Source organism: Actinacidiphila acididurans, assembly GCF_016918855.1.
Taxonomy (GTDB): domain Bacteria; phylum Actinomycetota; class Actinomycetes; order Streptomycetales; family Streptomycetaceae; genus Actinacidiphila; species Actinacidiphila acididurans.
The window spans coordinates 66,836-91,761 of record NZ_JADKYB010000016.1 but is presented as its reverse complement, the minus strand read 5'-3'; the positions used below and the strand labels follow the sequence as shown (position 1 = coordinate 91,761).

22 protein-coding genes are annotated in these 24,926 nt (G+C 74.1%); 7 read left to right on the top strand and 15 right to left on the bottom strand.

The features are described 5' to 3' along the window. Positions 1-29: 29 nt before the first annotated feature. Positions 30-1,580 (bottom strand): MFS transporter, encoded by a 1,551-nt coding sequence (locus tag ITX44_RS27145; RefSeq protein ID WP_205360125.1) that lies wholly within the window; start codon positions 1,578-1,580, stop codon positions 30-32. Between the two features lie 311 nt (positions 1,581-1,891). On the opposite strand from ITX44_RS27145, the gene pgm reads away from it, so the two are divergent. Then, positions 1,892-3,532 carry a phosphoglucomutase (alpha-D-glucose-1,6-bisphosphate-dependent) gene (pgm, locus tag ITX44_RS27140; protein WP_205360031.1) on the top strand — a complete coding sequence of 547 codons (1,641 nt, stop codon included), beginning with the start codon at positions 1,892-1,894 and terminating at the stop codon, positions 3,530-3,532. Positions 3,533-3,735: 203 nt separating this feature from the next. Here the strand turns inward: pgm and ITX44_RS27135 are convergent, their stop codons facing one another. The 5 genes from ITX44_RS27135 to ITX44_RS27115 all read right to left on the bottom strand — a co-directional run bounded on the left by ITX44_RS27135 (position 3,736) and on the right by ITX44_RS27115 (position 10,667). Beyond that, entirely contained in the window at positions 3,736-5,502 is a 1,767-nt protein-coding gene (locus ITX44_RS27135; protein ID WP_205360030.1) for an ABC transporter ATP-binding protein, read from the bottom strand. Between the two features lie 122 nt (positions 5,503-5,624). Then, positions 5,625-6,353: a chaplin gene (locus ITX44_RS27130; protein WP_205360029.1), complete on the bottom strand. Its 729-nt coding sequence runs from the start codon at positions 6,351-6,353 to the stop codon at positions 5,625-5,627. Between the two features lie 266 nt (positions 6,354-6,619). Beyond that, positions 6,620-6,886: a DUF5133 domain-containing protein gene (locus tag ITX44_RS27125; protein WP_205360028.1), complete on the bottom strand. Its 267-nt coding sequence runs from the start codon at positions 6,884-6,886 to the stop codon at positions 6,620-6,622. Positions 6,887-6,988: 102 nt separating this feature from the next. Next, on the bottom strand, positions 6,989-7,636 hold the full coding sequence (locus ITX44_RS27120) for a hypothetical protein (protein WP_205360027.1): 648 nt from the start codon (positions 7,634-7,636) through the stop codon (positions 6,989-6,991). Positions 7,637-7,871: 235 nt separating this feature from the next. Beyond that, positions 7,872-10,667, bottom strand: coding sequence for an AfsR/SARP family transcriptional regulator (locus ITX44_RS27115; RefSeq protein ID WP_205360026.1), 2,796 nt, complete (start codon positions 10,665-10,667; stop codon positions 7,872-7,874). A gap of 225 nt (positions 10,668-10,892) precedes the next feature. Here ITX44_RS27115 and ITX44_RS27110 point away from each other — a divergent pair, with 225 nt between their 5' ends. Further along, complete coding sequence (locus tag ITX44_RS27110; protein ID WP_205360025.1) at positions 10,893-12,134, top strand: hypothetical protein; 1,242 nt, start codon at positions 10,893-10,895, stop codon at positions 12,132-12,134. A 79-nt stretch (positions 12,135-12,213) separates the two neighbouring features. On the opposite strand, the gene ITX44_RS27105 is transcribed toward ITX44_RS27110, so the two are convergent. Continuing rightward, complete coding sequence (locus tag ITX44_RS27105; protein ID WP_236061747.1) at positions 12,214-12,453, bottom strand: hypothetical protein; 240 nt, start codon at positions 12,451-12,453, stop codon at positions 12,214-12,216. Between the two features lie 116 nt (positions 12,454-12,569). After that, positions 12,570-13,370, bottom strand: coding sequence for an alpha/beta fold hydrolase (locus ITX44_RS27100; protein WP_205360024.1), 801 nt, complete (start codon positions 13,368-13,370; stop codon positions 12,570-12,572). A 144-nt stretch (positions 13,371-13,514) separates the two neighbouring features. Between ITX44_RS27100 and ITX44_RS27095 the strand changes: the two genes are divergently transcribed. After that, complete coding sequence (locus tag ITX44_RS27095; protein WP_205360023.1) at positions 13,515-14,411, top strand: helix-turn-helix transcriptional regulator; 897 nt, start codon at positions 13,515-13,517, stop codon at positions 14,409-14,411. A 45-nt stretch (positions 14,412-14,456) separates the two neighbouring features. Here ITX44_RS27095 and ITX44_RS27090 read toward each other — a convergent pair whose 3' ends face one another. Further along, positions 14,457-15,293 carry an SDR family oxidoreductase gene (locus tag ITX44_RS27090; RefSeq protein ID WP_205360022.1) on the bottom strand — a complete coding sequence of 279 codons (837 nt, stop codon included), beginning with the start codon at positions 15,291-15,293 and terminating at the stop codon, positions 14,457-14,459. 78 nt (positions 15,294-15,371) lie between these two features. Here ITX44_RS27090 and ITX44_RS27085 point away from each other — a divergent pair, with 78 nt between their 5' ends. Then, positions 15,372-15,803: a MerR family transcriptional regulator gene (locus ITX44_RS27085; protein ID WP_205360021.1), complete on the top strand. Its 432-nt coding sequence runs from the start codon at positions 15,372-15,374 to the stop codon at positions 15,801-15,803. Between the two features lie 63 nt (positions 15,804-15,866). Here the strand turns inward: ITX44_RS27085 and ITX44_RS27080 are convergent, their stop codons facing one another. Beyond that, the gene (locus tag ITX44_RS27080; RefSeq protein ID WP_205360020.1) at positions 15,867-17,288 is read right to left on the bottom strand and encodes an MFS transporter; all 1,422 of its coding nucleotides are present in this window, start codon (positions 17,286-17,288) and stop codon (positions 15,867-15,869) included. Positions 17,289-17,469: 181 nt separating this feature from the next. Further along, positions 17,470-17,706: a hypothetical protein gene (locus ITX44_RS27075; protein WP_205360132.1), complete on the bottom strand. Its 237-nt coding sequence runs from the start codon at positions 17,704-17,706 to the stop codon at positions 17,470-17,472. Between the two features lie 633 nt (positions 17,707-18,339). On the opposite strand from ITX44_RS27075, the gene ITX44_RS27070 reads away from it, so the two are divergent. Beyond that, the gene (locus ITX44_RS27070) at positions 18,340-19,584 is read left to right on the top strand and encodes an MFS transporter (protein WP_236061781.1); all 1,245 of its coding nucleotides are present in this window, start codon (positions 18,340-18,342) and stop codon (positions 19,582-19,584) included. A 165-nt stretch (positions 19,585-19,749) separates the two neighbouring features. Here the strand turns inward: ITX44_RS27070 and ITX44_RS27065 are convergent, their stop codons facing one another. Further along, positions 19,750-20,346: a hypothetical protein gene (locus tag ITX44_RS27065; RefSeq protein ID WP_205360018.1), complete on the bottom strand. Its 597-nt coding sequence runs from the start codon at positions 20,344-20,346 to the stop codon at positions 19,750-19,752. Positions 20,347-20,481: 135 nt separating this feature from the next. Further along, on the bottom strand, positions 20,482-20,904 hold the full coding sequence (locus ITX44_RS27060; protein WP_205360017.1) for a YchJ family protein: 423 nt from the start codon (positions 20,902-20,904) through the stop codon (positions 20,482-20,484). 162 nt (positions 20,905-21,066) lie between these two features. On the opposite strand from ITX44_RS27060, the gene ITX44_RS27055 reads away from it, so the two are divergent. Then, positions 21,067-22,035, top strand: coding sequence for an LLM class F420-dependent oxidoreductase (locus ITX44_RS27055; protein WP_205360016.1), 969 nt, complete (start codon positions 21,067-21,069; stop codon positions 22,033-22,035). Between the two features lie 61 nt (positions 22,036-22,096). Beyond that, positions 22,097-22,468 carry a hypothetical protein gene (locus tag ITX44_RS27050; RefSeq protein ID WP_307795507.1) on the top strand — a complete coding sequence of 124 codons (372 nt, stop codon included), beginning with the start codon at positions 22,097-22,099 and terminating at the stop codon, positions 22,466-22,468. Between the two features lie 101 nt (positions 22,469-22,569). Here ITX44_RS27050 and ITX44_RS27045 read toward each other — a convergent pair whose 3' ends face one another. Both ITX44_RS27045 and ITX44_RS27040 read right to left on the bottom strand, forming a co-directional pair. After that, positions 22,570-23,220 carry an HhH-GDP family DNA glycosylase gene (locus ITX44_RS27045; protein WP_205360015.1) on the bottom strand — a complete coding sequence of 217 codons (651 nt, stop codon included), beginning with the start codon at positions 23,218-23,220 and terminating at the stop codon, positions 22,570-22,572. Positions 23,221-23,313: 93 nt separating this feature from the next. Continuing rightward, complete coding sequence (locus ITX44_RS27040; RefSeq protein ID WP_205360014.1) at positions 23,314-24,855, bottom strand: ATP-dependent DNA ligase; 1,542 nt, start codon at positions 24,853-24,855, stop codon at positions 23,314-23,316. Positions 24,856-24,926: the final 71 nt, after the last annotated feature.

Genomic DNA, 24,926 nt, shown 5'->3' with positions numbered 1-24,926 from the left:
GGGCGCCGGACCGGGGCCGTGCCCGGAACTCAGGCCCGCGCCTCGCCCGCCCCTGCCTCGTCCGCCGCGGCCTTGTCGTGGTCGGCGCCCGGCTCCAGCGGCGGGGCGTTGAAGCCGCAGTGGGAGTGGCACTGCGGCTGCGGGGCCGGCGCCTTGCCCTCCTCCTCGCGCAGCGCCTGCGGCGGCACCAGCGCGAAGGCAAGGACCGAGGCCAGGGCGCACAGCCCCGCGCAGATGTACATCGACTTGCCGAACGCGCTGTTCACCGCGTGCGGCGAGCGGTACGCCTGGTTCGACAGGCCGACGGCCAGCGGCAGCGCGGCCACGATCAGGAGCTGGGCCACCCGGGCCGCCGCGTTGTTCACGCCGCTCGCGATCCCCGCGTGGTCCACGTCCACCGAGGCCAGCACGGTCGCGGTCAGCGGCGCCACGAACAGGGCCATGCCCAGGCCCTGCACCGTCACCGCGGGCAGCACGTCCTGCAGATAGGACGAGGAGCCCGGGCCGAGCCGGGTCAGCAGCAGCAACCCGGTCGCGGTCAGCAACGGCCCCACCGTCAGCGGCAGCCGCGGCCCGATCCGCTGCGCCAGCGCCCCGGCGGGCGCCGACAGCAGCAGCATCAGCACCGTCACCGGCAGCGTGGCCAGCCCCGAGCGCAGGGCGCTGTAGCCGGCCGCGATCTGCAGCTGCACCGGCAGGACGAAGAAGACCCCGCCGATCGCCGCGTACAGGCATACGGTCACCACGTTCATCGACGTGAACAGCCGGGAGGAGAAGATCGTCAGCGGCAGCATCGGATGCGGCCGGCTGCGTTCGGTGCGCAGGAAGGCCGCCCCGCACGCCAATCCGGCCACCGCGGTCGCGATCACCGTCACCCAGTTCGGATGCCCTGACGCGGCGATCAGCGCGTAGGTGATTCCGGCCAGGCACAGCGCGGCCAGTGCCGCTCCCCGTACGTCGAAACTCCCGGTGGCGGTGCGGTCCCGGCTCTCCGGCACCCGCCGCACCGCGATGGCCACCACGATCGCGGCGACGGGCAGGTTGACCAGGAAGATCCACCGCCAGCCTGGGCCGTCCACCAGAAAGCCGCCCAGGAACGGGCCGACCGCGCCGGCCACTCCGCCCAGGCCCGACCAGGCGCCCACCGCCTTGGCCCGGTCCTCGGGCCGATAGGTGGACTGCACCAGCGCCAGCGAGCCCGGGGTCAGCAGCGCACCGCCCACTCCCTGCAGCGCGCGGGAGGCGATCAGCATCGCGCCGTTCTGGGCGATCCCGCACAGCGCGGAGGCCGCGGCGAACCAGATCACGCCGATGACGAACACCTTGCGCCGCCCGTAGCGGTCGCCGAGCCCGCCGCCGAGCAGGATCAGTCCGGCCAGCGTCAGCAGGTAGCCGTTGACCGTCCACTGGAGAGCGGCCAGCGATACTCCGAGGTCCGTGCCGATCCGCGGCAGCGCGATGTTGACCACCGTGCCGTCCAGCAGCGCCATGCCCGAGCCCAGCACCGAGCAGGCCAGCACCCACCGGCCGGTGCGCGACGACAGTCGCACTCCTTCGGACGCGGGCGACCCGGCCGTCATCGTCATCGCACGACGCCTCTCCGGTGGCGGCGGTCACCGCCGTCCGGTGCCCGCCGAGCGTCTCCCACCCTAGCGGCACTTTCCGGCCCGATGCGCAGTCAACGGCCAGGCCGGACCGTCATTCGGGCCGGTGACCCGGCCGCGGCGCACCGATCGCGCCACGGCGGGTGCCGGTGCGCGCGGCCGCGACCCGGCACGTGACAATGGGCGGCGTACGCGTGGATCACCGGCCCCCGGGCAGATGCCCCACGGGCCCGCCCGCAGGCCCCGCCGCAGGGGCCGCACCGCAGGACGCAGCGAAGGAGACGCGGATGCCGCACGAGCGCGCCGGAACCCCCGCCCGGCCCGAGGACCTGGTGGACGTCCCCCGCCTGGTCACCGCCTATTACGCGCTCCACCCCGACCCCGGCCTGCCGGACCAGCAGGTCGCCTTCGGCACCTCCGGTCACCGCGGCTCCTCGCTGGCCACCGCCTTCAACGAGGACCACATCGCCGCCACCAGCCAGGCCATCTGCGACTACCGGGCCCGGGAAGGCACCGACGGCCCGCTCTTCCTCGGCGCCGACACCCACGCCCTGTCCGAGCCGGCCCGGGTCACCGCGCTGGAGGTGTTCGCCGCCAACGGCGTCACCGTCCTCATCGACCAGGGCGACGGCTGGACCCCCACCCCGGCCGTCTCGCACGCGATCCTCACCCACAACCGCGGCCGCGCCGGCGCCCTGGCCGACGGCGTGGTCGTCACCCCGTCGCACAACCCGCCCACCGACGGCGGGTTCAAGTACAACCCGCCCAGCGGCGGCCCGGCCGGCTCCGAGGCCACCAGCTGGATCCAGGACCGGGCCAATACGATCATCCGGGACGGCCTGAAGGACGTGCGCCGCATCCCGTACACCAAGGCGCTGGCCGCCGGGACCACCGGGCGCTACGACTTCCTCGGCACCTACGTGGACGACCTGCCCGCCGTGCTGGACCTGGACGCGATCCGCTCCGCGGGCGTGCGCATCGGCGCGGACCCGCTGGGCGGCGCCTCCCTGGCGTACTGGGGCCGGATCGCCGAGACCCACCGGCTGGACCTGACCGTGGTCAACCCGCAGGCCGACCCCACCTGGCGGTTCATGACGCTGGACTGGGACGGGAAGATCCGGATGGACTGCTCCTCGCCCTACGCGATGGCCTCGCTGATCGCGCGCAAGGACGAGTACACGATCGCCACCGGCAACGACGCCGACTCCGACCGGCACGGCATCGTCACCCCCGACGGCGGCCTGATGAACCCCAACCACTACCTGGCGGTGGCGATCTCGTACCTGATCGAGCACCGCGAGCAGTGGGGGCCGCAGCTCGCGGTGGGCAAGACCCTGGTGTCCTCCTCGATGATCGACAAGGTGGTCGCCGGGCTCGGCCGGCCGCTGACCGAAGTGCCGGTCGGCTTCAAGTGGTTCGTCGACGGGCTGATCGGCGGCACCCTCGCGTTCGGCGGCGAGGAGTCGGCCGGCGCGTCCTTCCTGCGCCGCGACGGCAGCGTGTGGACCACCGACAAGGACGGCATCCTGCTCGCGCTGCTCGCCTCCGAGATCACCGCCGTGACCGGCCGCACCCCCTCCGAGCACTACGCGGACCTGACAGCGGCGCACGGCGCGCCGGCGTACGCCCGGATCGACGCGCCCGCCGACCGTGAGCAGAAGGCCGTACTCGCCCGACTCTCGCCCGCGCAGGTGCCGGCCGAGGAACTGGCCGGGGAGCAGGTCACCGAAGTGCTCACCCAGGCGCCGGGCAACGGCGCCTCGATCGGCGGGATCAAGGTGAGCACCGAGAACGCCTGGTTCGCCGCCCGCCCCTCCGGCACCGAGGACGTCTACAAGATCTACGCCGAGTCCTTCCTCGGCGCGGAGCATCTCACCCGGGTCCAGGAGGAGGCCAAGGCGATTGTGGGGGAGGCGCTCAAGGGGTGACCCGGGCGGACTCGGTGCGAGCCGGGTTCGGTGCGGCCTTCGGGCCGGTGAACCTCGCGGTACGGTTCACCGGCCCGAAGGGGTTGTTGCTGTCGTGTCCGGACCACCGGCCGGTTTCTCGCCCCCACGCGGCGCCGGCCGCATGTCAGCCGCGGCCCCGCGCCCCATTTGGGCACCCGGGCGAACTCTGCGGGGATGACCGCCTACGCCAACTGGGCCGATTGGAGGCCCGCGTAGGCGCCGCCGTGGCGGAGCAACTCCGCGTGGGAGCCGATTTCCGCGATCCGGCCGTCGTCCAGTACGACGATGCGGTCGGCGCCGCGGATGGTGGACAGCCGGTGGGCGACGACGAACACGGTGCGGCCCCGGACCAGGCGGGTCAGGGCCTGCTGCACCAGTGCCTCGGAGCGGGAGTCCAGTGCCGAGGTGGCCTCGTCCAGGATCAGCACCCGCGGGTCGCGGATCAGGGCGCGGGCGATGGCCAGGCGCTGCTTCTGGCCGCCGGACAGCCGGGCGCCGCGCTCGCCGACCACGGTGTCCAGGCCGGCGGGCAGCCGGTCGATGAATTCGAGTGCGTTGGCGTCGCGCAGGGCGGCCCGGACCCGCTCCTCGGGGACGTCCGTCATGCCGTAGGTGACGTTCTCCCGGATGCTGCCCTCGAACAGGATCGACTCCTGCGGCACCACCGACAGCCAACTGCGGTAGTCGCGCAGGTCGAGTGTCTCCATGTCGACACCGTCCAGCAGGATGCGCCCCCGGGTCGGCCGCAGGAAGCCGATCACCAGGTTCAGCACCGTGGACTTGCCGGCGCCCGAGCCGCCGACCAGGGCGATGGTCTCGCCCGGCCGTACGTCCAGGGTGAAGTCGGTCAGCGACGGCCGGTCGGCCTCGGGGTAGGTGTGGCCGACGCCGACGAACTGGAACCGGCCGGTGACGCCCTCGACCCGCGCCTTGCCGTCGTTCTCCTCCAGGTCGGGTGCCTGGAGCACCTCGCCGATGGAGCGGACCGACTCAAGTCCCTTGCCGATCTGCGGGGTGAGGGTGAGCAGGGTGGTGACCGAGGTGGTCAGGCTGGAGAAGTAAGCGCTGAGCATCACCACGGAGCCCGGGGTGACGTTCAGCCAGCCGTAGTACGCCACCAGCGCCGAGCCGGCCAGGCAGGCCACGCCGATCGCGTTGAGCAGGATCCAGGCGATCGAACCGAACCAGCCGTTGAGCCGGTCCAGCCGCAGCCCGGCGTGCAGCACCTCGCCCAGGGTGCGGTCCACCCGGTGCAGCGCGGTGTTCTCCAGGCCGTGGGCCCGGGTGATCGGGATCAGCGCGGTCATCTCGGTGACCCGCGAGGACAGTTGCTCAACCTGCTGGCGGAACAACTCGTTGCGGTCCCGCAGTCGCTTGCGCAGCCGGACCACCAGTACGGCGGAGGCGGGCACGATGACCAGGAAAACCGGCAGGAACGCCGGTGCCTGGATGCCGATGACCACCAGGCCGCCGGTGAGGGTGGCGACCGCGGCCAGGCCGTTGTCCGCGGTCTGCTGGGCGGCGGTCTCGATGCTCTCGACGTCCCGGATCACCTTGGCCTGCAGGACGCCCGCGCTGACCCGGGAGTGGTAGCCGATCGACAACTGCTGCATCCGGTGGCACAGCGCGCTGCGCAGCCGGGTCCCGGTGCGGCGGATCGAGCCCTGCATGTTGCGGACGTACGCCAGGTGCAGCGGCAGGTTGAGCAGCAGGATCACCAGGAGCACCGCGGAGTTCCACCACAGCACCGATATCGGCTTGTGCTGGACGACGACGTCCACGATGTTCGCCGTGATCAGAGGGAGCAGCCACACCGGGGTGTGTTTGCCGAAGAACGCGAGCACTGCCAGTGCCACGCGTCCGCGGTCGGGATGGAAGAGGTAGCGGAGGGTACGGACGGGATGCTCGCCACGGTAGCGGTGGCTGAGCGTGCCTTGCGGCAGCGCCATTGCGAGGCTCCTCGAAAGGTTGTGTGCGCACGTCAACTTTAGAGCCGGGCGCAACCCCGCAGGCAGGACTACCGGTCGGTCCCGGGTTGGCCGACCGGTGTCGGCCGGTCCGTCCCGGCCGGTCAGCGGCCGTCCGGCGAGCCCTCCCGCATGGCCGGTACGGCAGGTCCCCGGCGGCCGACCCGGCGCAGCAGCACCGCACCGCCCAGCAGCAGGGCCGCGCTGCCGGCGACGGCCCAGCCCAGGCCCTCGGCGCCGGTCTGCGCCAGGATGGGGTCGTCCGTCCGGTCCCCGGTCTGCGGCCCGTTGGACGGCACGGCGGGCGGCTCGTTCGGCGGGGCCGGAACGGGACGGTGCGCGGGCGGTTGCACGACCGGGGCCGGGCCCGGGTTGCCGACGCCGGTGTTCGACGAGGTGTTGCCGACGGCCGGATTGCCGATGCCCACCACGTCGACCGAGTTGCCCGAGATGTTGACCGGCAGGTCGATCGGGAGCTGCACCTCGTTGCCGGAGACGGCGCCCGGGGAGCCGCTGGTGTGTCCGTCCGCCCGGGCGCCGCTGCCCTGCCGGCCGCCCGCAGCCGAACCGGCGGCGTGCGCCGAGGAGTTGGTGCACGCGTTGCCCGCGGCGGGGTTGAGCAGACCGACCACGTCGACGGTGTTCCCGCACAGATTGATCGGCAGATGCACCGGCACCTGCACCGAGTTGCCCGACACCACCCCGGGGGAGTCCGCGGTGTCACCGCCCGCCGACGCGTCCGCCGAGGCGAATCCCGCCGGGGCCAGCACGCCGCCGGCGACCAGCGCGGTCACCAGCCCCCTGCGGGCCGCTCTGTTCACACCTCTGGTCATACGATCCTGCCTTCCAGGGCCGGCCGACTTCACGGACACCGTGTCCGCACCGAGCACAACGCCCCGGAGCCCCCTTCCGAGCAGCCCCACCCGCGGATTCATCCCATAGGGTGAGCGTCCGCCGCCCCCCGCTGTACCACCCCCGGCCGCCCGCAACCGTCCCCTCGGGCGGGCCCCGGTGAACCATGTGCACAGGTGGGGCCGGACATGCGGCGGCGGCGACGTCCCCGTGCCGGACGTCGCCGCCGTCGTCTTTCGTTCGCCGGTCAGGCCGCGGTGCCTGCCGGTGTGCCGGCCTCGCCGAAGGCGAAGCGTGCGATGTGCTCCCGCGCGGCGGCCAGGGCGGGGCCGATCTCCCTGGTGCCGGTGGAAACACACAGCGTGTACACCGTGTCCTGCAACTGCTGCCGGAGCTGCGAATCCACTCCGTTGCCGCTGTCGGGACCCGACGTGGGCCGTTCGTCGACCCGGGTGCGGAGCGCCTCGTAGCGCTCCACCAGGTTCCGCAGCACGGTCGGGTGGGCCATCAGCATCGCGCACTCCTCGGGGTTGGCGAAGTCGAGCGGCGTGTGCCCGCTTCAAGCCAACTCATGCCCGGTACACGAAGGATGACGCTGTGGCGCTCGTCACGCCGGTCAGCCGGGGATCACATCACAGTGCTTGACCAGGGAAATCGCGGTGTGCGCGGTGCTCGCGTCATTGCCGTACAGCACCCCGTCGTCGGCCCCGGTGGCGCTGAAGGTGACCACCGAGTCGCCCCACGAGTGCAGCGTCTCGGTGATCTGCGGCGTGCTGCTCGCCGAGATCGAGAAGCCGATGTCGTCGGCCCGCGTGGCGGCGAAGTCGGAGCGGTCGCTGAACTCCATCGGCACGTGGTCGGCGGCGAATCGCGGCGGGACCAGGGTGAGCACGCCGCCCACCAGCCTGATCGTCTGCGGGTAGTACGTGACGCTGTACGCCTGAGCGTATCCGGCGACGCCGGCGCCGCCGTCCACCCCGTTGAGCCAGGTGACCGCCAGGCTCAGCCGCGGCTGGGTGCCGGCCGCGCACGTGGTGGTGCCCGACGCCAGGAACGCCATCCGGTCGTTGAGATAACCGGCGGCCGTGGTGATCGACGCGGTGCCCGCCGTACCCGTGCCGCCGGCCGGTCCCGCGTGCGAGGCGGCCTGCGCGCTCGCCGCGACCACCGCGGTGAGCACGGCCGCCCCCGCCAGCGCCCCGCCCCGCAGCGCCGCCGACCGTCCGGCCCGGGACACACCGGGCCGCGATGTACGAAGTCTCATGAGCTCCTCCTTCGGCGTCGGACCCGTCGGCACCGGCCGTCCGGTGCCGCACCCGACCCGGATCCGACCCGAGCAGCGTGGCCGCCGGGTCTGGACGGGCTCTGGAGGGTGTCTGTACGGCCCCGTGGCGCCTTGCCGCGTCCGCCTTCGTGCCGCGCGCCGGCACCGGCGTGAAAGCCCCGAAGCCCCGCCGGGAAGCCCCACTGGAAAGCCCCGCCGCCGGTCCCGAAACGCCTCAGATCCCGGCCAGCCGGCGGCGGATGTCGGCCGCCGTGGGCGCGTCGAGGTCCTCGGCGATGGCCAGGGCCCGGCGCCAGCAGTCGGCGGCGGCGTCGCGGCGGCCGGCCCGCAGGTGGACCGAGCCGAGGCAGTCGAGGGTCTCGGCCTCGCCGGAACGGTCGCCGCAGCCGCGGCGGCACTCCAGCGCCTCCCCGCCGTGCGCCAGGGCCTGGTCGAGTGCGCCCATGGCGAGGTGGGCGCGGGCCAGGCCGTCCAGCACGCTGCCTTCGAGCCGCCGCTCGCCCCACTTGCGGAACATCGCCAGCGCCTGCTCCTGCGCGGCCACGCTCTGCTGGAGCAGCCCCGCGTCCCGGTACAGCTCGCCCAGGTTGGCCAGCACGATGCCCTCGCCGGCCTGGTCACCGGCCGCCCGGGAGATCTCCAGCGCCTGCTCCTGGCACTCGATGCACTCCGCCAGCCGCCCCATCCGGCGGAAGGTGTTGCCGAGGTTGGTCAGCACGCCCGCCTCGCCGCTGCGGAACCCGGTCTCCCGCATCAGCGCCAGCGCGGACCGGTAGTGGCCGACCGCCTCGTCGTACCGGCGCAGGAAGTGCTCCGCGACGCCGAGGCCGACCAGCAGCCGTGCCTCGGCCAGCTTGTCGCCGAGCAACCGGGCGCTGGGCAGCCCCAGTTCGTGGGTGGTGATCCATTCCGCCCAGTGCCCGCGCGACTCGAAGAACCCCCACAGGCAGCGCGCGAGCTGCCAGGCGTGCCGGTGCCGGCCGGCCCGCGCCGCCGCGGCGATCAGCGGGGCGAAGGCACCGCGCTCCTCGTCCAGCCAGGCCAGTGCCGCCGCCCGGTCGGCGAACCGTTCGCGCGGCGCGTCCGCCGGCACCTGCGCCCGGTCCAGCCGCTGCGGCCGCAGCACCTCCTCGGCGCCGTCCACCGTGGCCAGGTAGAAGTCCAGCAGCCGGGCCAGTGCCGCCTGCCGCCCCTGCTCGTCCTCGGTCCGGGCGCACTCGCGTGCCGCGTACACCGCCAGCAGGTCGTGCAGCCGGTACCGGCCCGGGCGCGGCTCCTCCAGCAACTGCACGTCCACCAGGTCCTGGAGCAGCGTGTCGGCCCGCCGCTGGTCGACCCCGGCCAGCGCCGCGGCGGCCGGCAGCCCGATCCGCGGCCCCGGGAACAGGCCGAGCAGCCGGAACATCTGCCGCCGCGGCCCGTCCAGTGACCGGTACGACAGCGAGAACGCCACCGCGACGCTGCGGTCCTGCGCGGTCAGCTCGTCCAGCCGGCGGTCCTCACCGGCCAGCCGGTCCCGCAGATGCGCCACGCTCCAGGCCCGGCGGTGCCGCAGCCGCGCCGCCGCGATCTGCACCGCCAGCGGCAGCAGCCCGCAGGCCCGGACCACCTCGCCGGCCGCGTCCCGCTCCGCCGCCACCCGACCGTCCCCGGCGACCGCCGCCAGCAGCGCGACCGCGTCCCCGTACGGCAGCACGTCCAGGCTCAGCGACTCGCCCGCGTCCAGGCCGGACAGCCGCCGCCGGGAGGTGATCAGCACCAGGGAGGACGGCGAGCCGGGCAGCAACGGCCGTACCTGGCCCGCGTCCACCGCGTCGTCCAGCACCAGCAGGGCCCGGCGGCCGGCCAGTTGGGCCCGCCACAGCCCCGCCCGGTCGTCGGCCGCGGCCGGGATGCGATCGCCGGGCACGCCCACCGCGAGCAGCAGCTTCTCCAGCGCGGCGGCGGCCGGCACCGGCGCCCGGCCCTGGGCGTGCCCGTGCAGATCGAGATGCAGGCGTACGTCGGGGTAGCGGGGCGCCAGCAGCCCGGCGGCGTGCACCGCGAGCGTGGTCTTGCCCACCCCCGCCATGCCGTCGATCGCGCACACCCCGCTGCCGGCCGCGGCCAGCACCCGCGCCACCTCGCGCCCGCGGCCCACGAAGTGGTCGGTGTCCCGCGGCAGGTTGACCCGGGCGGCTGCCGCGTCCGGCTGCCGCGGCCGGTCCGCCAGCAGCGCCGGGTCGGCCACCACGATCCGCTGCCGCAGCCCGGCCAGCAGCGGCCCCGGGTCCAGACCCAGCGCCTCCACCGCGGCGGCGCGCGCCCGGTCGTACGCCGCCAGCGCCTCGGACTGCCGGCCGTCCCGGTACAGCGCGGTCATCAACTGCGCCCAGGGGCGCTCGCGCAGCGGCTGCCCATCGGTCAGCGGCCGGGCCGCCGCGATGGCGTCGCCGTACCGGCCGCGGGCCAGCAGCACGTCGATCCGGTCCTCGGCCACCGCGATCCGCTGCTCGCCGAGCCAGGACCGCTGCGACTGCGCGAAGGGGCCGGGCACCCCGCCCAGCGCGGTGCCGTCGAAGAGCGCCAGCGCCCGGTCCAGCAACTGTTCGGCCGCCTCGGCGCGGCCGGCCCGCCACGCCCGCCGGCCCTCGTCCCGCAGTTTCTCGAAGCGGGCCAGGTCGCTGGCCTCGGCGGGCAGCGTCAGCCGGTAGCCCGACGGGTGGGAGAGCAGATGGCGGCCGGGGGAGCGGCGGGTGCGGCCCGGCTCCAGCGCCCGCCGCAGCCCGGCCACGTACGTGTGCACCCCGCCTTCGGGGTTGCCGGGCAGGTCCTCGCCCCAGACGGCGTCGATGAGTTCGGTGGTGCCGACGACCTGGTCGTGGCGAACCGCTAGCACCGTGAACAACGCCCGTTGCAGCGGCGGCCCGAGCGGCACCTCGCGCAGGTCCAGTTGCGCCCGTACCGGCCCGAGCAGCCGTACGGCAAGGCCCGGTCTTCCGTCGTCCCCCTGCTCCGTGCCGTGCGTCACGGAACCACCCCCGTCCTCCCGCCCGCGCCCCCCAGCGCCGGCCGTGCCTGTTCCGACGCGCCCCTTTCGCGACCGGTGCGCGACCGGCGCGGCCCCCGCTCGGCGGTGCGGGTCGCCGGTGCCGCGGCTGCGACCGGGGTCGCCGGACCGCATCCAGACGCCGTCCAGAGCGCGTTGCCAGAATGCCCGCGACATGCGGCTTCTGGGAAGTCTGGAGTGATCAGGGTGGGAAATCTTAGGTTTCGGTGGCGCCGGACGGGGCGGCGCGCGCCGGGCACGGGCCGTGGCGCCGGGCGGGCCGCCGCGGTCGTCGCCGCCGTCGCGCTCGCGGCGGTCTCGCTGGGCACCGGCCCGGCCGGGCACGCGGCCTCGGGTCCGGCCGGCCCGTACGTGTACTACGTCGGCGACGACGGCGGCCTGTGGAGCTACTGGCAGCAGACGGACGGCAGTTGGACCACAGCGGCGGTCCAGGGCGGGTCCGGCGTCGCCCCGGCCGACGCGCCGCTGGCCGCGTCGGGCTATCCCGCCGGTCCGCCGACCGCGTGGACGGTCGGCTCGGACGGCGCGCTGCTGGAGGACTGCCCGGCGACCGGCAAGCCCGTCGCGGTCACCAAGCCGGGCTTCGCGCAGCCCGGTTCGTACCTGACGGCGACCGTGGTGGCAGGGCAGCCGTTCGTGACGCTCCCTCAACTGCCGCTCCCGGCACCGGCGTCGGGCACCTCCCCGACCACCCCGCTGTCCGTGCAGCAGGTCCTGGAGATCCCGCACCCCTGCGGGCCGCCCAACGTGAAGGTCGCCGACGTCTTCGCCTCCTACGCCGGCGGTCACCTCGCCTCCACCGGTCTCGCGGACGGCGGCGAGGCGCTGTTCTCCGTCGACACCAGCGGTTCGGTACGGGTCCGGTGGCGCGCCCCGCAGACCGGCCAGGTCACCGAGAAGCAGCTCACCGCGGCGGGCACCGCCACTCCCGGCGGCGGCATCGCGGTGCTCGACACGGAGAACGCCGGCACGCCGGCCGGGGTGGTCACCCTCTTCTTCACCGGCCATGACGGCAAGGCGTACGTGGCGCACCCGGCCGAGGGCGGCGGGCTCGCCGACACCCCGCAGCCGAACAAGACCGGGCCGGCCACCGTGCCGGACGGCGCCGAACTCGCCGCGGCGCCCGCCAAGTCCGCGCTCCGGCTGAGCTGGGTGGCCGCCGACGGCTCGGTGACGGTGGCCACGCTGTCCGCCGCCGGGGTGTGGCAGCGCACCGACGCCGTCAGCGACCCTGGGGTGACCGCCCCCGGATCCCTGGCGGGCATCACCCACCTGACCACCGGTGACGACGTCGACATCTGCCCCAGCTACCCGAAGTTCCCGATCCGCCGGGTCGGCCCGAACCCGCCGGACCCGGCTCCTTTGTCGTGGCAGGACGCGGGCCCCGCCCTGGCCTCACCCGGCACGGAAATGTCCTTCGCTCTCTGAGGACCGTGCTTCTCGGGACACCGTGCCCACGGGGGAGGGCCCGCCCGGACCGCTTCGGCCCGGGCGGGCCCTGTGGCGCTCAGCCTTGAGCCACGGGCGCGGACGCCGCCCGGGCGAGGGTGTCCGCCACGGTCCGGCAGGCGAGCCGGACCGTGGACCGCAGTTCGGCGTCCGAGGCGCCGGCCCGGCTCGGTACGGCCGGCGACTGGTTGACGGCGACGACGAAGACGGCGAGTCCGTCCAGGGTTCGGGCGTCGGCGCGGGAGTCCGCCAGCGCCGCGCGCACCCGTCGGCGCTGCGCGTCGAGCAGGCCGCGCACCCGCGCGCCGTTCTCCTCGTTCAGTGTCGGCGACTGCGCCGCGGACTGGGCGATGAGGCACCCCGCGGGGACCGACGGGTCGGCGATACGGCCCGGGATGACGTCGCGGGTCGCCGTCAGCGGCGAAGGGCCGTGAGGAAGGCTCCGAGAGCGGTCGCGACGGCCTCGGGGGCCTCCACGGGCAGCAGGTGGCCGGCGCCGGGGACGGTCGTCAGGGTCGCTTGCGGGATGTACGGCAGGAGGTGGTCGCGCAGGACGTGCGGCGGCTCCACCCTGTCGTGCTCCGCGGCCAGCACCGCCACCGGGACCTCGATGTCCCGTACGGCGGGTGTGATGTCCTGGGCGATCCCGTGCAGGGGCCACTCGTGCCGGGCTCCGGCGTCGGCGGCGAGGCTGTCGCGCACCGCGGTGGCCCGTACCGCCTCCGGCAGCGGTGTCGCGGTCAGGACATGGTCGAGGGCGTGCCGCACCGACTCGGGCGAGTCGTAGGCGTGCGACAGGCCCTGCCGGTATGCGGCGGTCACCGTGGCGGGCGGCCGCGGCGGCGCCGGCGCGACCAGCACCAGGCCGGCCAGTCCGGCCGGCCGGCGGGCCGCGAGGAGCTGGCTCGCCTTGCCGCCCATGGAGTGGCCGACCAGGACGAACGGCCCCGGCGCGCACGCCTCGGCCACGCGGCTGAGATCGTCGGCGAGCCGGTCGAGGTGATACGGCCCGGGCAGCGCCCGCGAGGTGCCCCAGCCGCGCTGGTCGAAGCGGACCGTGGCCTGCCCGGGCGGCAGGTGGCCGAGCACGCCGTTCCAGGTGTCGGCGGAGCCGCCCCAGTAGTGGGCGAACACCAGCGCCGGTCCGGTGCCGCCCGCTGTCCGAACGTCCAGGGACCCGCCCGCCACGGGTACCGCCGTTGTGATTTCCGTCATCGTCGCGCCTTTCTGCCGGCCGCGGAAAGCGGCTCCCGCCGCCCGGTCGCAGCCCGGAACCGGTAATCTGGCCTGCCAGCCAGGCCCGGCTCCGACGCTAGGCACGGGGGCGCCCGCCCCTTGCCGGAAAGGAACACGCTTCTTGTGGAAAACGGACACAGCGCCGTACGACAGCTGCGCTACCTGCCCGCCGTCGGATCGGCGTACGGCGTGGAGGTCCTCAGCTTCGCCGCGCTGCGTTCGATGGACCCCCAGCGCCGCCGCGTACAGCCGCAACGCCCCGACTTCCACGTGTTCGCGCTGGTCGGCTCCGGAACCGGCAGCCACGAGGCGGACTTCCACCACTACCGGCTGGCGGAAGGCAGCGCGGTGTGGATCCGGCCCGGCACGGTGCACCGCTGGAGCGACATCGACGCCTGCGACGGCCCGCTGATCCTCTTCCGCCCCGAATTCCGGCCCGGCTTCCTGAGCGGCTTCACCGCGGCAGAGGCCGGCACACCGGCGGGCTGGCAACTGGACCCGCAGCGCCTGTCCCTCGCCCTGCTCGCGGCCGATCATCTCGGCCGCGAGCACAGTGCGGCGGCGCACACCCCGCGCCTGGCGTCGCCCGCGCTGCTCTCCCACCTGCTGGCGGCACTGATCCTGCGCGCACTCCCCGACACCCCGGCCGCCACCGGCGCGACACCATCCGCCGGCGCGCACACCGATGTGTTCCGCGCCTATCGCGCGACCGTCGAGGAGCACTTCACCGACTGGCACCACGTGGCCGACTACGCGGGGGCACTGGGCTACGACGTGCGCACCCTCACCAGGGCCACCCGTGCCGCCACCGGCACCGGCGCCAAGGAATTCCTCGACCAGCGCATCCTGCTGGAGGCCAGGCGACTGCTCGCCCACACCGACCTGCCGGTCGGCACCTGCGCCCGGCGCCTCGGCTTCCGGGACGCCGGCAACTTCACCACGTTCTTCCGCCGCCAGGCCGGGATGCCCCCCGCCACCTGGCGCGCCTCGTACGGACCGGCCGGCCCGGGCGCCGGCTGACCGCCTCGGGGACCTGCGTACAGCTGTACGCGCGCAGCGCGGCCGTCAGGCCAGCTCGTCCCGCACGACGGAGAGCGCGACATCGCGGTGCGCCTCGTGTTCCTCCAGACGAGCGACGAGCGAGGCGCGTACGTCGTGGTAGGTGTCGGATCCGAGGGGCAGACGCAGCGGCGTCGCCCCGGTGTCGACGAGGTCGATCATCGCGTCGGCGATCCGGCCCGGATCGTTGGGCAGGACGAAGGATCCGTCGGCGATGGCGCGCCGCACCTCGCCGGCCGGAGTGCTGTCGTACTCCGGCATCGCCGGGGCCGTGTCGAGGGCGCCGCCGAATCCGGTGGGTGTCGCGCCGGGTTCGACGATGGTCAGGCCGATGCCGAACGGGGCGATCTCGCGGGCCACCGTCTCGCAGAAGCCCTCGATTCCCCACTTCGAGGCGTGGTAGTAGCCGAAGTTCGGATAGGTGGTCTGGCCGCCGGCGGTGGAGACCTGCAGGATGCGGCCGTGTCCCTGGGCGCGCAGATGCGGCAGCGCGGCGCGGATGACATCGATCGAGCCGAGCAGGTTGGTGTCGACCACGCGCCGGATCTGCTCGTCCGTGGCCTCCTCGAGGGCGGCGAAGACGCCGTAGCCGGCGTTGTTGACGATCACGTCGATCGTGCCGAGCGCGGTGAAGGCGTCGTCGACGACCTCGCGCACCTGCCGGGTGTCGGTGACGTCGAGCCGGGCGACCCGGAGGCGGTCGCCGTACTCGGCGCACAGGTCGTCCAGCGCCTCGGTCCGCCGCAGCGTCGCCGCGACGCGGTCACCGCGCGCCAGCAGACGCTCGGTGAGCAGCCGGCCGAAGCCGGAAGAGGTGCCGGTGATGAACCACGTGGTGGCCATGATGTTCCTTTCGTCTGGCTCGGTTCCCGAGGCTACGAGTTGAAGTCGACTTCAAGTCAAGCGCGTACGGTGGTGGGCATGACGGACGTGAACGCCGAGGTGGCGACCCTGAGCATCGGCGAGGTCAGCGCGCTGACCGGCCTGGCCACGCACACGCTGCGGTTCTACGAGAAGGAGGGACTGCTGCCCCCGGTGCGGCGCGACGCGGCCGGGCGGCGGGTGTTCACCGACGGGGACGTGGAGTGGCTGCGGGTGTGCGGCAAGCTGCGCAGCTCGGGCATGCCGCTGCCCGAGATCCAGCACTACGCCCAGCTCGTGCGGGAGGGCGCCGGCAACGAGGCCGAGCGCTTCGAGATCCTGCGCAAGCACGAGGAGCGAGTGCAGCGGCAGGTCGGCGATCTGCAGGAGGCCCTGGACATCATCCACAACAAGGTCGAGCTCTACGCCCGGCGGCTGGCCGCCGGCACGGCCGATGCCCTGTGGCGCAACGGCCCCGAATGCGAGAGCTGAGCGCCCCCTGATCAGGTCAACCGGTCAGGTCAACCGGTCAGGTGTGTCGGTCAGGCCGGCCGGTCAGCTCAGTCGCGCCTTGGCCGTGGACTGCGTCCGCAGGGTGCGGTCGGCCAGGGTGAGGGCGGTGAGCACGAGGCTGATGCCGATCATGATCCAGGCGATGAGGTGGACGCCGTGGTCGGTCACGTGGCTGTGGAAGACCATGCCGGTGATGGCCGAGGAGGCGATGGAGCCGACGTAGCCGAAGGTCCGCAGCAGGCCCGACGCGGTTCCGAGTTGCTCGGCGGGTGCGTGGGTGTAGAGGGCGGTCTGGTAGCCGGCGCCGGCGAAGCCCATCGAGGCGCCGAAGACGACGGTCAGGACGACCACCAGCCCGATCCAGGAACCGGAGTCGAGCAGGAGCACCCCGGCCGATCCGATCAGGCAGGCCAGCGCCGCGGCGATGACGGGGCCGCGGACCAGGTTGCGGCGCGAGACCGGGGCGATGACGATGCCGCCCACCAGCGTCATCGGAAGCAGCAGCAGACCCGAGGCCGACTCGCTGAAGCCCCGGACGGCCTCGATCCACTGGGTGATGCCGTACAGCACCACGTACTGGCAGAGCATGACCAGGCCGAATCGCACGTAGACGGCGGTCAGCGCGGGCCGGGCGGCCAGCAGGCGTACGTCGAGGAACGGGCTCGCGGCGCGCAGCTCCCACAGGATGTCGGCGACCCAGAGCACAACCGAGACCGCCAGGATCCACCAGTGCGCGGTGGGCAGTTCGAACAGGAAGATCAGCAGGGCCAGCATGGCGGCGGCGAAGCCGGCGATGCCGACCGCGTCGAGGCGGACGGCGATCTCGCGCGCACGGAGGCGCTCCAGGGGCCCGTCGGGCTCGACCCAGGCCAGTGTCGCGGCGAGCGCTATGACGGCGACGGGGAGGTTGATGAAGAACACGGCCCGCCAGCCGAGGCCGCCGACCACCAGCCCGCCGACCGGCAGGCCCAGCGAGGCGGTCGCGGTGCCGGCGATCTGCAGCCCGCCGAGTACGCCGCCGGGCGGTTGCTTCATGCCCGCCTCGCGGGCCCGCTTGCGGATGAGCAGCATCGCGGTCGGATAGGCGCAGGACGTGCCCAGCCCGATGAGCACCCGGCTGACCAGCAGCGTGAGCAGGTTCTGGGCCAGACCGCCGACCAAGCCGCCCGCGGCCACGGCGAGGATGCCGGTGACGAAGACTCTGCGCGGGCCGAAGACCTCGGCCGCTTTGCCGGCGGTGGGCTGCGCGACCGCGCTGGCCAGGTACAGGGCGGTCACCAGGGTCGCGGTCTGCCCGATGGGGATGCCGACGCCGTGGGCGATCGGGACCAGCGCGGTCGCGATCAGCGAACTGTTGATGGGGTTGAGGGCCGAGCCGAGGAACAACGGGGTCGTGAACCGCCACGAGAACGGACGGTCGATTACCGTCTCGGCCTGCGCAGGCTCCGAAACGCGGGATGACATGCGTGATCTCCTTGAGCCGGCCAATTCATTCAGGCTTACCTGAACAGTTTACATGTCCAGTTTCACTGAATCATGTGCCGGTCAAGCGGGGGACGCGGTTCGGACATGGCTGTGACCGGGAGCGCCTGAGCAACACGGCGCTCCCGGTCACGGCGACCGGATGACGGGTCCTGGTCGGTTCCTAGTCGATGCCGCGCAGGATGTGGGTCTCGGAGGGGTCGTCCTCGTAGCCGGCCAGGCGGATCGGGGCGCATCTGGACCAGACGTCCAGGGGGCGGGCCTCGTCGAGGAGGGCGATGCTGTCGATGACCACGTTGTCGTCGACGACCTCAGCGGCCGGGGCCTCATCGAGCAGGGGAACGCTCTCGATGACGGCGTCGGCGGCCGGGGTTTCGTCGATGAGGGGTTCTGATGACACCGCGCACTCCTAGGCGTCGCGTGGGCCGGGTACGCCGGCGGGGCGTCGAGCCGTACGTCGCCGGCGCCCGGCGGATGATGGGATCGGCGGGCGATACGGACGCGGTGGCGCCATGCGGTCTCCCCGCAGGTCCGTAGGGACGGGGGAGGGCCGGAAACCGGGCCGAGGTGGCGACTGGTTCCGGGACGGGCGCCACGGCACGGTACCTGCCGGAGAGCCTGGTCGTCACACACAGCGTATGCCGGACTGCCCGCAGCCACCACCCGTTATCGAAAGCGCCTGCGCCGAACGGGGCAGCGCCCCCGCCCGCACCCCCGTGGATCAGGGTTGTTACGGTTCTGCGTGCTCAACAGCGAAGAGGGACAGCGGGATCACGGGGACCGGCGCGATCGCCGGGACGAGCCGGACCGGGCGGGCCGGACGGGCCGGTCGAGCGGCGGGGACGGCATCGGCGGTACCGGGCACGGAAGCGCGCCGGCGACCGCCCGCGTACCGGCCCAGGACGCGGGCCCTCCCGTACCGGGCGTGCCCACCGCGGGTGTTGAGGCCGTCCCCGGTGCCGATGCGTCCGCCCCGGACAGCCCCGAAGACCCCGACGTCCCGCCCGCCGCCCCCGTACGGCGCCGCTCGCGCCTGCTCGCCGACATCAGCCCGCTGCGCGACCACCCCGACTTCCGGCGGCTGTGGTCCGGCAACACCGTCTCGTACGTCGGCCAGCAGATGACGGCCATGGCGGTCGCGCTACAGGTCTACGACATCACCGGGTCCAGCTTCTACGTGGGCCTGGTCGGCGTCTGCTCGCTGGTGCCGCTGATCGCCTTCGGGCTGTACGGCGGGGCGGTCGCCGACACGCACGACCGGCGCCGCCTCGGCCTGGTCACCGCGATCGGCCTGCTGCTGCTCTCCGCCGCGCTGGCCGCGGTGTCGCTGGCCCACATACGCGCGGTCGCGCCGCTGTACGCGATCGTCGCCCTGCAAGCGGTGTGCTTCGCCATCAACGAGCCCGCCCGCGCCTCGATGATCCCGCGCCTGCTCCCCTCCGACGCGCTGCCCGCCGCCAACGCGCTGGCCTCGCTGGCCAGCGGGGTCGGGCAGATGGCCGGCCCCATGCTCGGCGGTGTCGTCGTCGGCTTCTGGGGCTACCAGGCCGCCTACCTGGTGGACGTGGCCGCCTTCACCGCCTCCCTCTACGCGATGTGGCGGCTGCCCGCCATGCTCCCGGGCGACGGCGAGGAGAGCGCCGACGCGGCGGCCCCGGCCCGGCGCCGTCCCTCCGTCATGGCCGGCCTGCGCTACCTGGGCGCGCGACCCAACCTGCGGACCACCTTCGTCTCCGACATGGCAGCCATGGTGCTGGCCCAGCCGCGGGTCCTCTTCCCCGCGATCGCCGGTCTCTGGTACGGCGGCGACACCCGTACGGTCGGCCTGCTCGCCGCCGCTCCCGCCGCCGGGGCCCTGCTCGGCAGCGTCTTCTCCGGCTGGCTCGGCCGGGTGTACCGCCAGGGCCTGGCCGTGCTCATCGCCATCGCCTCCTGGGGCGCGGCGATCGCCGTCTTCGGCCTCACCCGCGACCTCTGGCTGGGCCTTGTCTTCCTCGCCCTCGCCGGCTGCGCGGACACCGTCTCCATGGTCTTCCGCAACACCATGCTCCAGGCCGCCGCCCCCGACGACATGCGCGGCCGCCTCCAGGGCGTCTTCCTCGTGGTGGTCGTCGGCGGTCCCCGCCTCGGCGACTTCCTCGCCGGCTCCGTCTCCGACGCCTTCTCCCCGGCCGTCGCCATCGTCGGCGGCGGCCTCGCCTGCATCGTCGCCATCACTGTGATCGGCGTGCTTCAGCGCAGCTTCGTGCGTTATGACGCGCGGGATCCCATTGCCTGAGCCTTTGTACGGGGGGCCGTTGCCGTCCGGCCGGGGTGGTGCGGTTGTCGCCGGATCTTCCCGCCGTCGTGGTTGTTCGCGCTGGGGGTACCTCCCAGGCGGAGCTCTGGGGGACCTCGCGCCCCTGCGGGGCACCGGCTGTTCCCGGCCCGCGGCCGGATGCGGTCAGCTGGCCACGGAGGCGCGCCTGGCGGGCAGGGGCGGCAGGCCCAGGGTGGTGAGGAGGAGGGGGACGAGGTCGTCCGTGTGGGGGGCGTGGGTGTGGAGGACGGTGGCTATGGGGGTGGGGTCGGGGGCCGGGGTGAGGCCGGCGGCGCGGGACCAGGCGAGGGCGGCGCGGGCGTCGTCGGGGACGCCGGCGTGGAGGGCGGCGCGTTTGCGGGCGACGGCGGCGGTGAAGGCGGGGCTGCCGAGCCAGAGGGCCGGGTCGCGGATGTCGTCGGGGACTTCGGTGAGCTGGACGGCGGCCAGGTCGGGGTTGAGCCAGGCCTCCCACCAGCAGCCGGCCGGGGCGAGCCCGCGGACCAGGGCGTAACCCTCCTCGTGGAGCGATATCACGCACGCCGGGCCCCGGGTGAAGGCCACCAGGTCGCGCAGCAGGGACGGCGGGTCGGCGGCCGCGTCGGGCCGCCGGCACCGCAGCATCTGCCAGCCGCTGGACACGTCGTCCCCGCCCATCACCGTCCAGCCCGCCCGGGTGAAGACCGGGGTCCTGCGCAGCGGCACCCCGCCGCGCCCCACCACCATCTCGTCACCGGCCATCGTGGCCGCCTCCTTCCGACTGAGCCGTATCCTGCCCAGCACATTAGGGGCACCCACTGACAATCCCCCTGACCTGCGTATTCGCCCGTATTCAGGACCGGGCAGGGCCAGGGCCCACGTCCTGCCGGCCGCGCCCTACCGCCCGGCGGCCCCGGCCACGTACACCCACAGCCCGTCCTCACGGACGAACGCGCTGTTCTCCCGCTGCTCGCCCGCCCGGCCGTGCAGCCGGAACCGTGCCCGGAAGTCGACCGTGCCGGTCCGGTGGAAGGCGGTGCCGTCCTCCGTGGCCAGCACGTCCAGGCCGGTCCAGCGCAGGCCCTCGGTGAAGTCCACGGACGGCGGCCGGGTCGAGCGGGCCCAGGTGCGCAGCAGATAGGCCGCGTCCTGCGCCACGAAGGCGCTGTAGCGCGACCGCATCAGCCGCTCGGCGGTGGGCGCCGCGTCCCGGCCGGCGTGGAAGAGCCCGCAGCACTCGCCGTAGGCCGCGGGCAGCCCGCACGGACACGGCGCGGACGGGGACAGCGGTGCGGGTGTGGCGGTGGCACGTCGGGGCATGCGCGAATTGTCGCAGCCGATGGGCGTGTCCCTTGCGTCCGGCCCGCGACACCGGCCCGGGCGCGGCCGCCGGGCCCGCCCGCGGAGCCACCCGGGCGAACGGGCGGCAGCCATTCGCGGCACGTCTGGTTTTGTCCGCCGGTCGGCGGAAAAACGCTCACCATGGTGCAAATCGGGTACACGATGATGACCGAACAGGCCGGCCCGCGCGAACTCGTGGAGCATGTCGTGGCCGCCGAACGGATCGGCTTCGACTTCTCCGTGACCTCCGACCACTACTTCCCGTGGCTGGAGTCGCAAGGGCACTCGTCGTACGCGTGGAGCGTGCTGGGCGCGGCCGCGCAGGCCACCAGCCGTATCCCGCTGATGACGTACGTGACGTGCCCGACCACCCGTTACCACCCGGCGGTCGTCGCGCAGAAGGCCGCCACCGTGCAACTGCTGTCCGAGGGCCGCTTCCGGCTCGGCCTCGGCTCGGGGGAGAACCTCAACGAGCACGTCGTCGGCGGCGGTTGGCCGGCGGCCTCGGTACGGCTGGACAAGCTGGAGGAGGCCGTCGGCATCATCAGGTCGCTGCTGTCCGGCCTCGAGGTCACCCACCACGGACGCCACTTCGAGGTGACCGGGGCCCGGCTGTGGGACCTGCCGCAGACCCCGCCGCCGATCGGGGTGGCCGTCTCCGGCGACCGGTCCTGCTCGATCGCCGGCCGGCTCGCCGACCTGGTGATCGCCGTCGAGCCCGAGCCCTCGCTGCTGGCCGCCTTCGACCGCTACGGTGGTGCGGGCAAGCCCAGGGTCGGCCAGCTCCCGGTCTGCTACGACACCGACCGCGACGCGGCCGTCGCGCGGGCGCACGATCAATTCCGCTGGTTCGGCGGCGGCTGGAAGGTCAACTCCGAACTGCCCGGGCCGGCCGGCTTCGCGGGCGCCACCCGGTTCGTGACACCGCAGGACGTCGCCGCGTCCATCCCCTGCGGGGACGACGTGGACGAATTTGTCACGGCGGTACGGAAGTACGCCGACGCCGGATTCGACGAGATCGCCCTGGTCCAGGTCGGCGGCGACCACCAGACACCGTTCCTGGACTGGTCCGAGAAGGCCCTGCTGCCCGCACTCCGCGAAGCGCTGTGACCGCCGGGGTCCCGCCTCGCGGCGTCACGCCCCTCGCCCCGGCCGAAGGGAAGGAATCACCGTGACCGACCAACTCGCCGCCCCCGCCGAACAGGTGGCGGTCACCATCGACAGCTGCTGCAAGGAGGACGCGCAGGCGGTCCTCGCGGCGCTCCAGGCCAGCTTCGCGTCCGACCGCGCGCGGGGCGACACCCCGGCCGACGCGCCGAACGGCCGGCCCATCGTGTGGGCCGCGACCTTCGACGTCTCGCGCACCCTCGGCTCACCGGCCCCGGCCCGCCTCACCGAACCGGTCGGCATCACCGCCCAGGGCGGCTACCACGCGGTGGACCGGCTGCGCGAGGGCCTGTCCGGCGCCTTCGCCGTCCGCGTCGTCGGCACGGCCTCCGGCGACCAGGAGGAAGAGGTCAGGTTCCGCCTGGAGAACCGCTGACGGCGGCTTTACGGGAGGGGGGTTGCCCTGAGCCCGGGCCCGAGCCCGAGCCCGGCCGGGCGGGGTCCCGGCAGCACCTCCGCCGGGCCCGCGCCGGGCCCTCAGACCCCCACCGACTCCCGCACGTCGCGCGCCGCGTCCTTGTCCAGTGCCACCCTGACCAGCGCGGCGGCCAGGTGGGCCGGCGCGGTGCCCGGCGCGAGCCGGACGAGCGCGCGGGGGTCGTCGGGCAGGCCCACGGCGCGGGCCCCCTGGAGGGCCTTCGCGTCGAGGTAGGGGGCGGTCTCCGGCCAGACCTCCTGGGCCTCGCGCAGGAAGATGTCCGCGCCCGCCGGGCCGATGCCGGGGAAGCGGCGCAGCTCCCGCTTCAGCCCGGCCACGTCCCCCTCCTCCCGTTCCCGCAAGCGACGCAGGTCCCCTCCGTACTCCTCGGACACCAGCCGGGCGGCCTCGCCGAGCTGGGTCGCGGTCCGCTCGTCGTAGCGCCGGTAGCCGCCGCGGCCGAGCGCGTCCACCCGCTGCTGCCAGTCCGCGTCCGCCATGTGCCGGGCGTCGCGCAGGCCGGCGGCGTTCAGCTCCCGCGCCGCCGCGACCGCGATGTCCGCCTTGATCCGGGCGCTGAGCAGATGGGCGAGGACCAGCAGCCGGTACAGCGGCTGCGGCGTGTCCTTGACGGTGATGCCGGCCTGCTGCGCGTACGTGCGTCCGTAGCGGTCCAGCAGTGTCCGTACGATGTCGCGTTGCGTGGCCATTGCGGGTCACCTCCTGCCGGGTTCGCGGCCCTTCGGGTACCCGGCGGCGGGCCGCACGATGCGTACGCGGCCGGCCTTGCGTCCCCGGACCGGTCAGCCCCCGCCGTGCGCGGCGCGGACCGCGGCCACCGTGTCGGCGTCCTGCGGGAACTTGTCCGGGCGGTAGCGGATCACCCGGGCGAAGCGCAGGGTCAGGCCCGCCGGGTAGCGCGGGGAGGTCTGCACCCCGTCGTAGGCGATCTCGACGACGAGTTCGGGGCGGACCGTGACGGTGAAGCCGTCGTCGGAGACCGCCAGTTCGCGCAGCCGCTCGGTCTGCCAGTCCAGCAGGGCGTCGGTCAGGCCCTTGAAGGTCTTGCCGAGCATTACGAAGGAGCCGTCCTCCGCGCGGGCGCCCAGGTGGAGGTTGGACAGCTTGCCGGTGCGCCGGCCGTGCCCCCATTCGGCGGCCAGCACCACCAGGTCGAGGGTGTGCACGGGCTTGACCTTCAGCCAGGAGGCGCCGCGCCGGCCGGCCGCGTACGGGCTGTCGGCCGCCTTGACCACCACCCCCTCGTGGCCCCGGTCCAGGGTGACGGTCCAGAAGTCCTCCGCCGCCCGTACCTGCGCCGGGTCCGCGGGGTCGGTCACCACCGCGCGGCGCACCCGCAGTTCGGGCGGGACCAGCGACTCCAGGGCCTCGTGCCGCCGGTCGTAGCTCTCGTCGAGCAGGTCGTGGCCGTCCACCGCGATCACGTCGAAGAAGACCGCGTTCACCGGCAGCGCGCGGGCCGCGGCGGCCACGTCCACCCGGGAGCCGACCCGGCCGGCGGTCTCCTGGAAGGGCCGCGGCCGGCCCGCCGCGTCGAAGGCGAGCACCTCGCCGTCCAGGACGAACTCCCGCGCGGGCAGCGACTCGGTCACCGCAACGATCTCCGGCAGCCGGGCGGTGACGTCGTCCAGGGTGCGGGTCCAGATCCGTACGCCCCGCGCGTCGCGGTGGATCTGCACCCGGATGCCGTCGAGCTTCTCCTCGACCGCGCTCGGGCCCAGCTTGGCGACCGCCTCCGCGACGGACTTCGCGCTGGAGGCCAGCATCGGCAGCAGCGGCCGGCCGACGGTCAGCGCGAACTCGCCGAGCGCGTCGGGCCCGCCGGCCAGCAGTGCCCGGGCGACCGGCTCCAGGGCGCCGGCCAGCATCACCGCGCGCCGGACATGGGCGGGCTGCGCGCCGGTGGCCGCGGCCAGCCCCTCCACCGCCGCGGCGTCCAGGGCGCCCTGCCGCACCTCGCCGGTGAGCAGGCCCAGCAGGTAGTGCTGCTCGTCCGCGGTGGCCCGTCCGAACAGGTCCTGGAGCAGTGCCCGGCGGCCGGCCTGCGATCCGGTGCCGGACACCTCCGCGACGGCGGTCAGCGCCGCGTCCACCTCGCGCACGGTCAGCGCCGGCACGGCCGCGGGCTCGGCCCGGTCGCGCAGCGCCGCCCAGCCGACGCCGAGCCGGCCCTGTGGCAGCCGGCCCGCCAGGTACGCGATCGCGATCAGTACGTCGTCGGGCTCGGTGGCCCGGAAGAAGTCGGCGAGCAGCACGGTTTTGCGGGACCGCGCGGAGGTCCGCGCGACCTCGCGGGAGACCCGGGCGACGTCGGCGAAGAGCATGTCCCCATCCTGCTGCTGGCCCCGGTGGAATGCGCGCGGGCTGTCGGATCGCTGTCGAGTATTCGAATGAC

Excerpts from the sequence above, each read along its gene's own strand:
- ITX44_RS27120 (WP_205360027.1), bottom strand. The coding sequence starts at position 7,636 with ATGAGACTTCGTACATCGCGGCCCGGTGTGTCCCGGGCCGGACGGTCG.
- ITX44_RS27065 (WP_205360018.1), bottom strand. The coding sequence starts at position 20,346 with ATGGCCGGTGACGAGATGGTGGTGGGGCGCGGCGGGGTGCCGCTGCGC.
- ITX44_RS27135 (WP_205360030.1), bottom strand. The coding sequence starts at position 5,502 with ATGGCGCTGCCGCAAGGCACGCTCAGCCACCGCTACCGTGGCGAGCAT.
- ITX44_RS27125 (WP_205360028.1), bottom strand. The coding sequence starts at position 6,886 with ATGCTGATGGCCCACCCGACCGTGCTGCGGAACCTGGTGGAGCGCTAC.
- ITX44_RS27130 (WP_205360029.1), bottom strand. The coding sequence starts at position 6,353 with ATGACCAGAGGTGTGAACAGAGCGGCCCGCAGGGGGCTGGTGACCGCG.
- ITX44_RS27040 (WP_205360014.1), bottom strand. The coding sequence starts at position 24,855 with ATGCTCTTCGCCGACGTCGCCCGGGTCTCCCGCGAGGTCGCGCGGACC.
- ITX44_RS27060 (WP_205360017.1), bottom strand. The coding sequence starts at position 20,904 with ATGCCCCGACGTGCCACCGCCACACCCGCACCGCTGTCCCCGTCCGCG.
- ITX44_RS27080 (WP_205360020.1), bottom strand. The coding sequence starts at position 17,288 with ATGTCATCCCGCGTTTCGGAGCCTGCGCAGGCCGAGACGGTAATCGAC.
- ITX44_RS27090 (WP_205360022.1), bottom strand. The coding sequence starts at position 15,293 with ATGGCCACCACGTGGTTCATCACCGGCACCTCTTCCGGCTTCGGCCGG.
- ITX44_RS27055 (WP_205360016.1), top strand. The coding sequence starts at position 21,067 with ATGGTGCAAATCGGGTACACGATGATGACCGAACAGGCCGGCCCGCGC.
- ITX44_RS27085 (WP_205360021.1), top strand. The coding sequence starts at position 15,372 with ATGACGGACGTGAACGCCGAGGTGGCGACCCTGAGCATCGGCGAGGTC.
- ITX44_RS27045 (WP_205360015.1), bottom strand. The coding sequence starts at position 23,220 with ATGGCCACGCAACGCGACATCGTACGGACACTGCTGGACCGCTACGGA.
- pgm (WP_205360031.1), top strand. The coding sequence starts at position 1,892 with ATGCCGCACGAGCGCGCCGGAACCCCCGCCCGGCCCGAGGACCTGGTG.
- ITX44_RS27145 (WP_205360125.1), bottom strand. The coding sequence starts at position 1,580 with ATGACGGCCGGGTCGCCCGCGTCCGAAGGAGTGCGACTGTCGTCGCGC.
- ITX44_RS27100 (WP_205360024.1), bottom strand. The coding sequence starts at position 13,370 with ATGACGGAAATCACAACGGCGGTACCCGTGGCGGGCGGGTCCCTGGAC.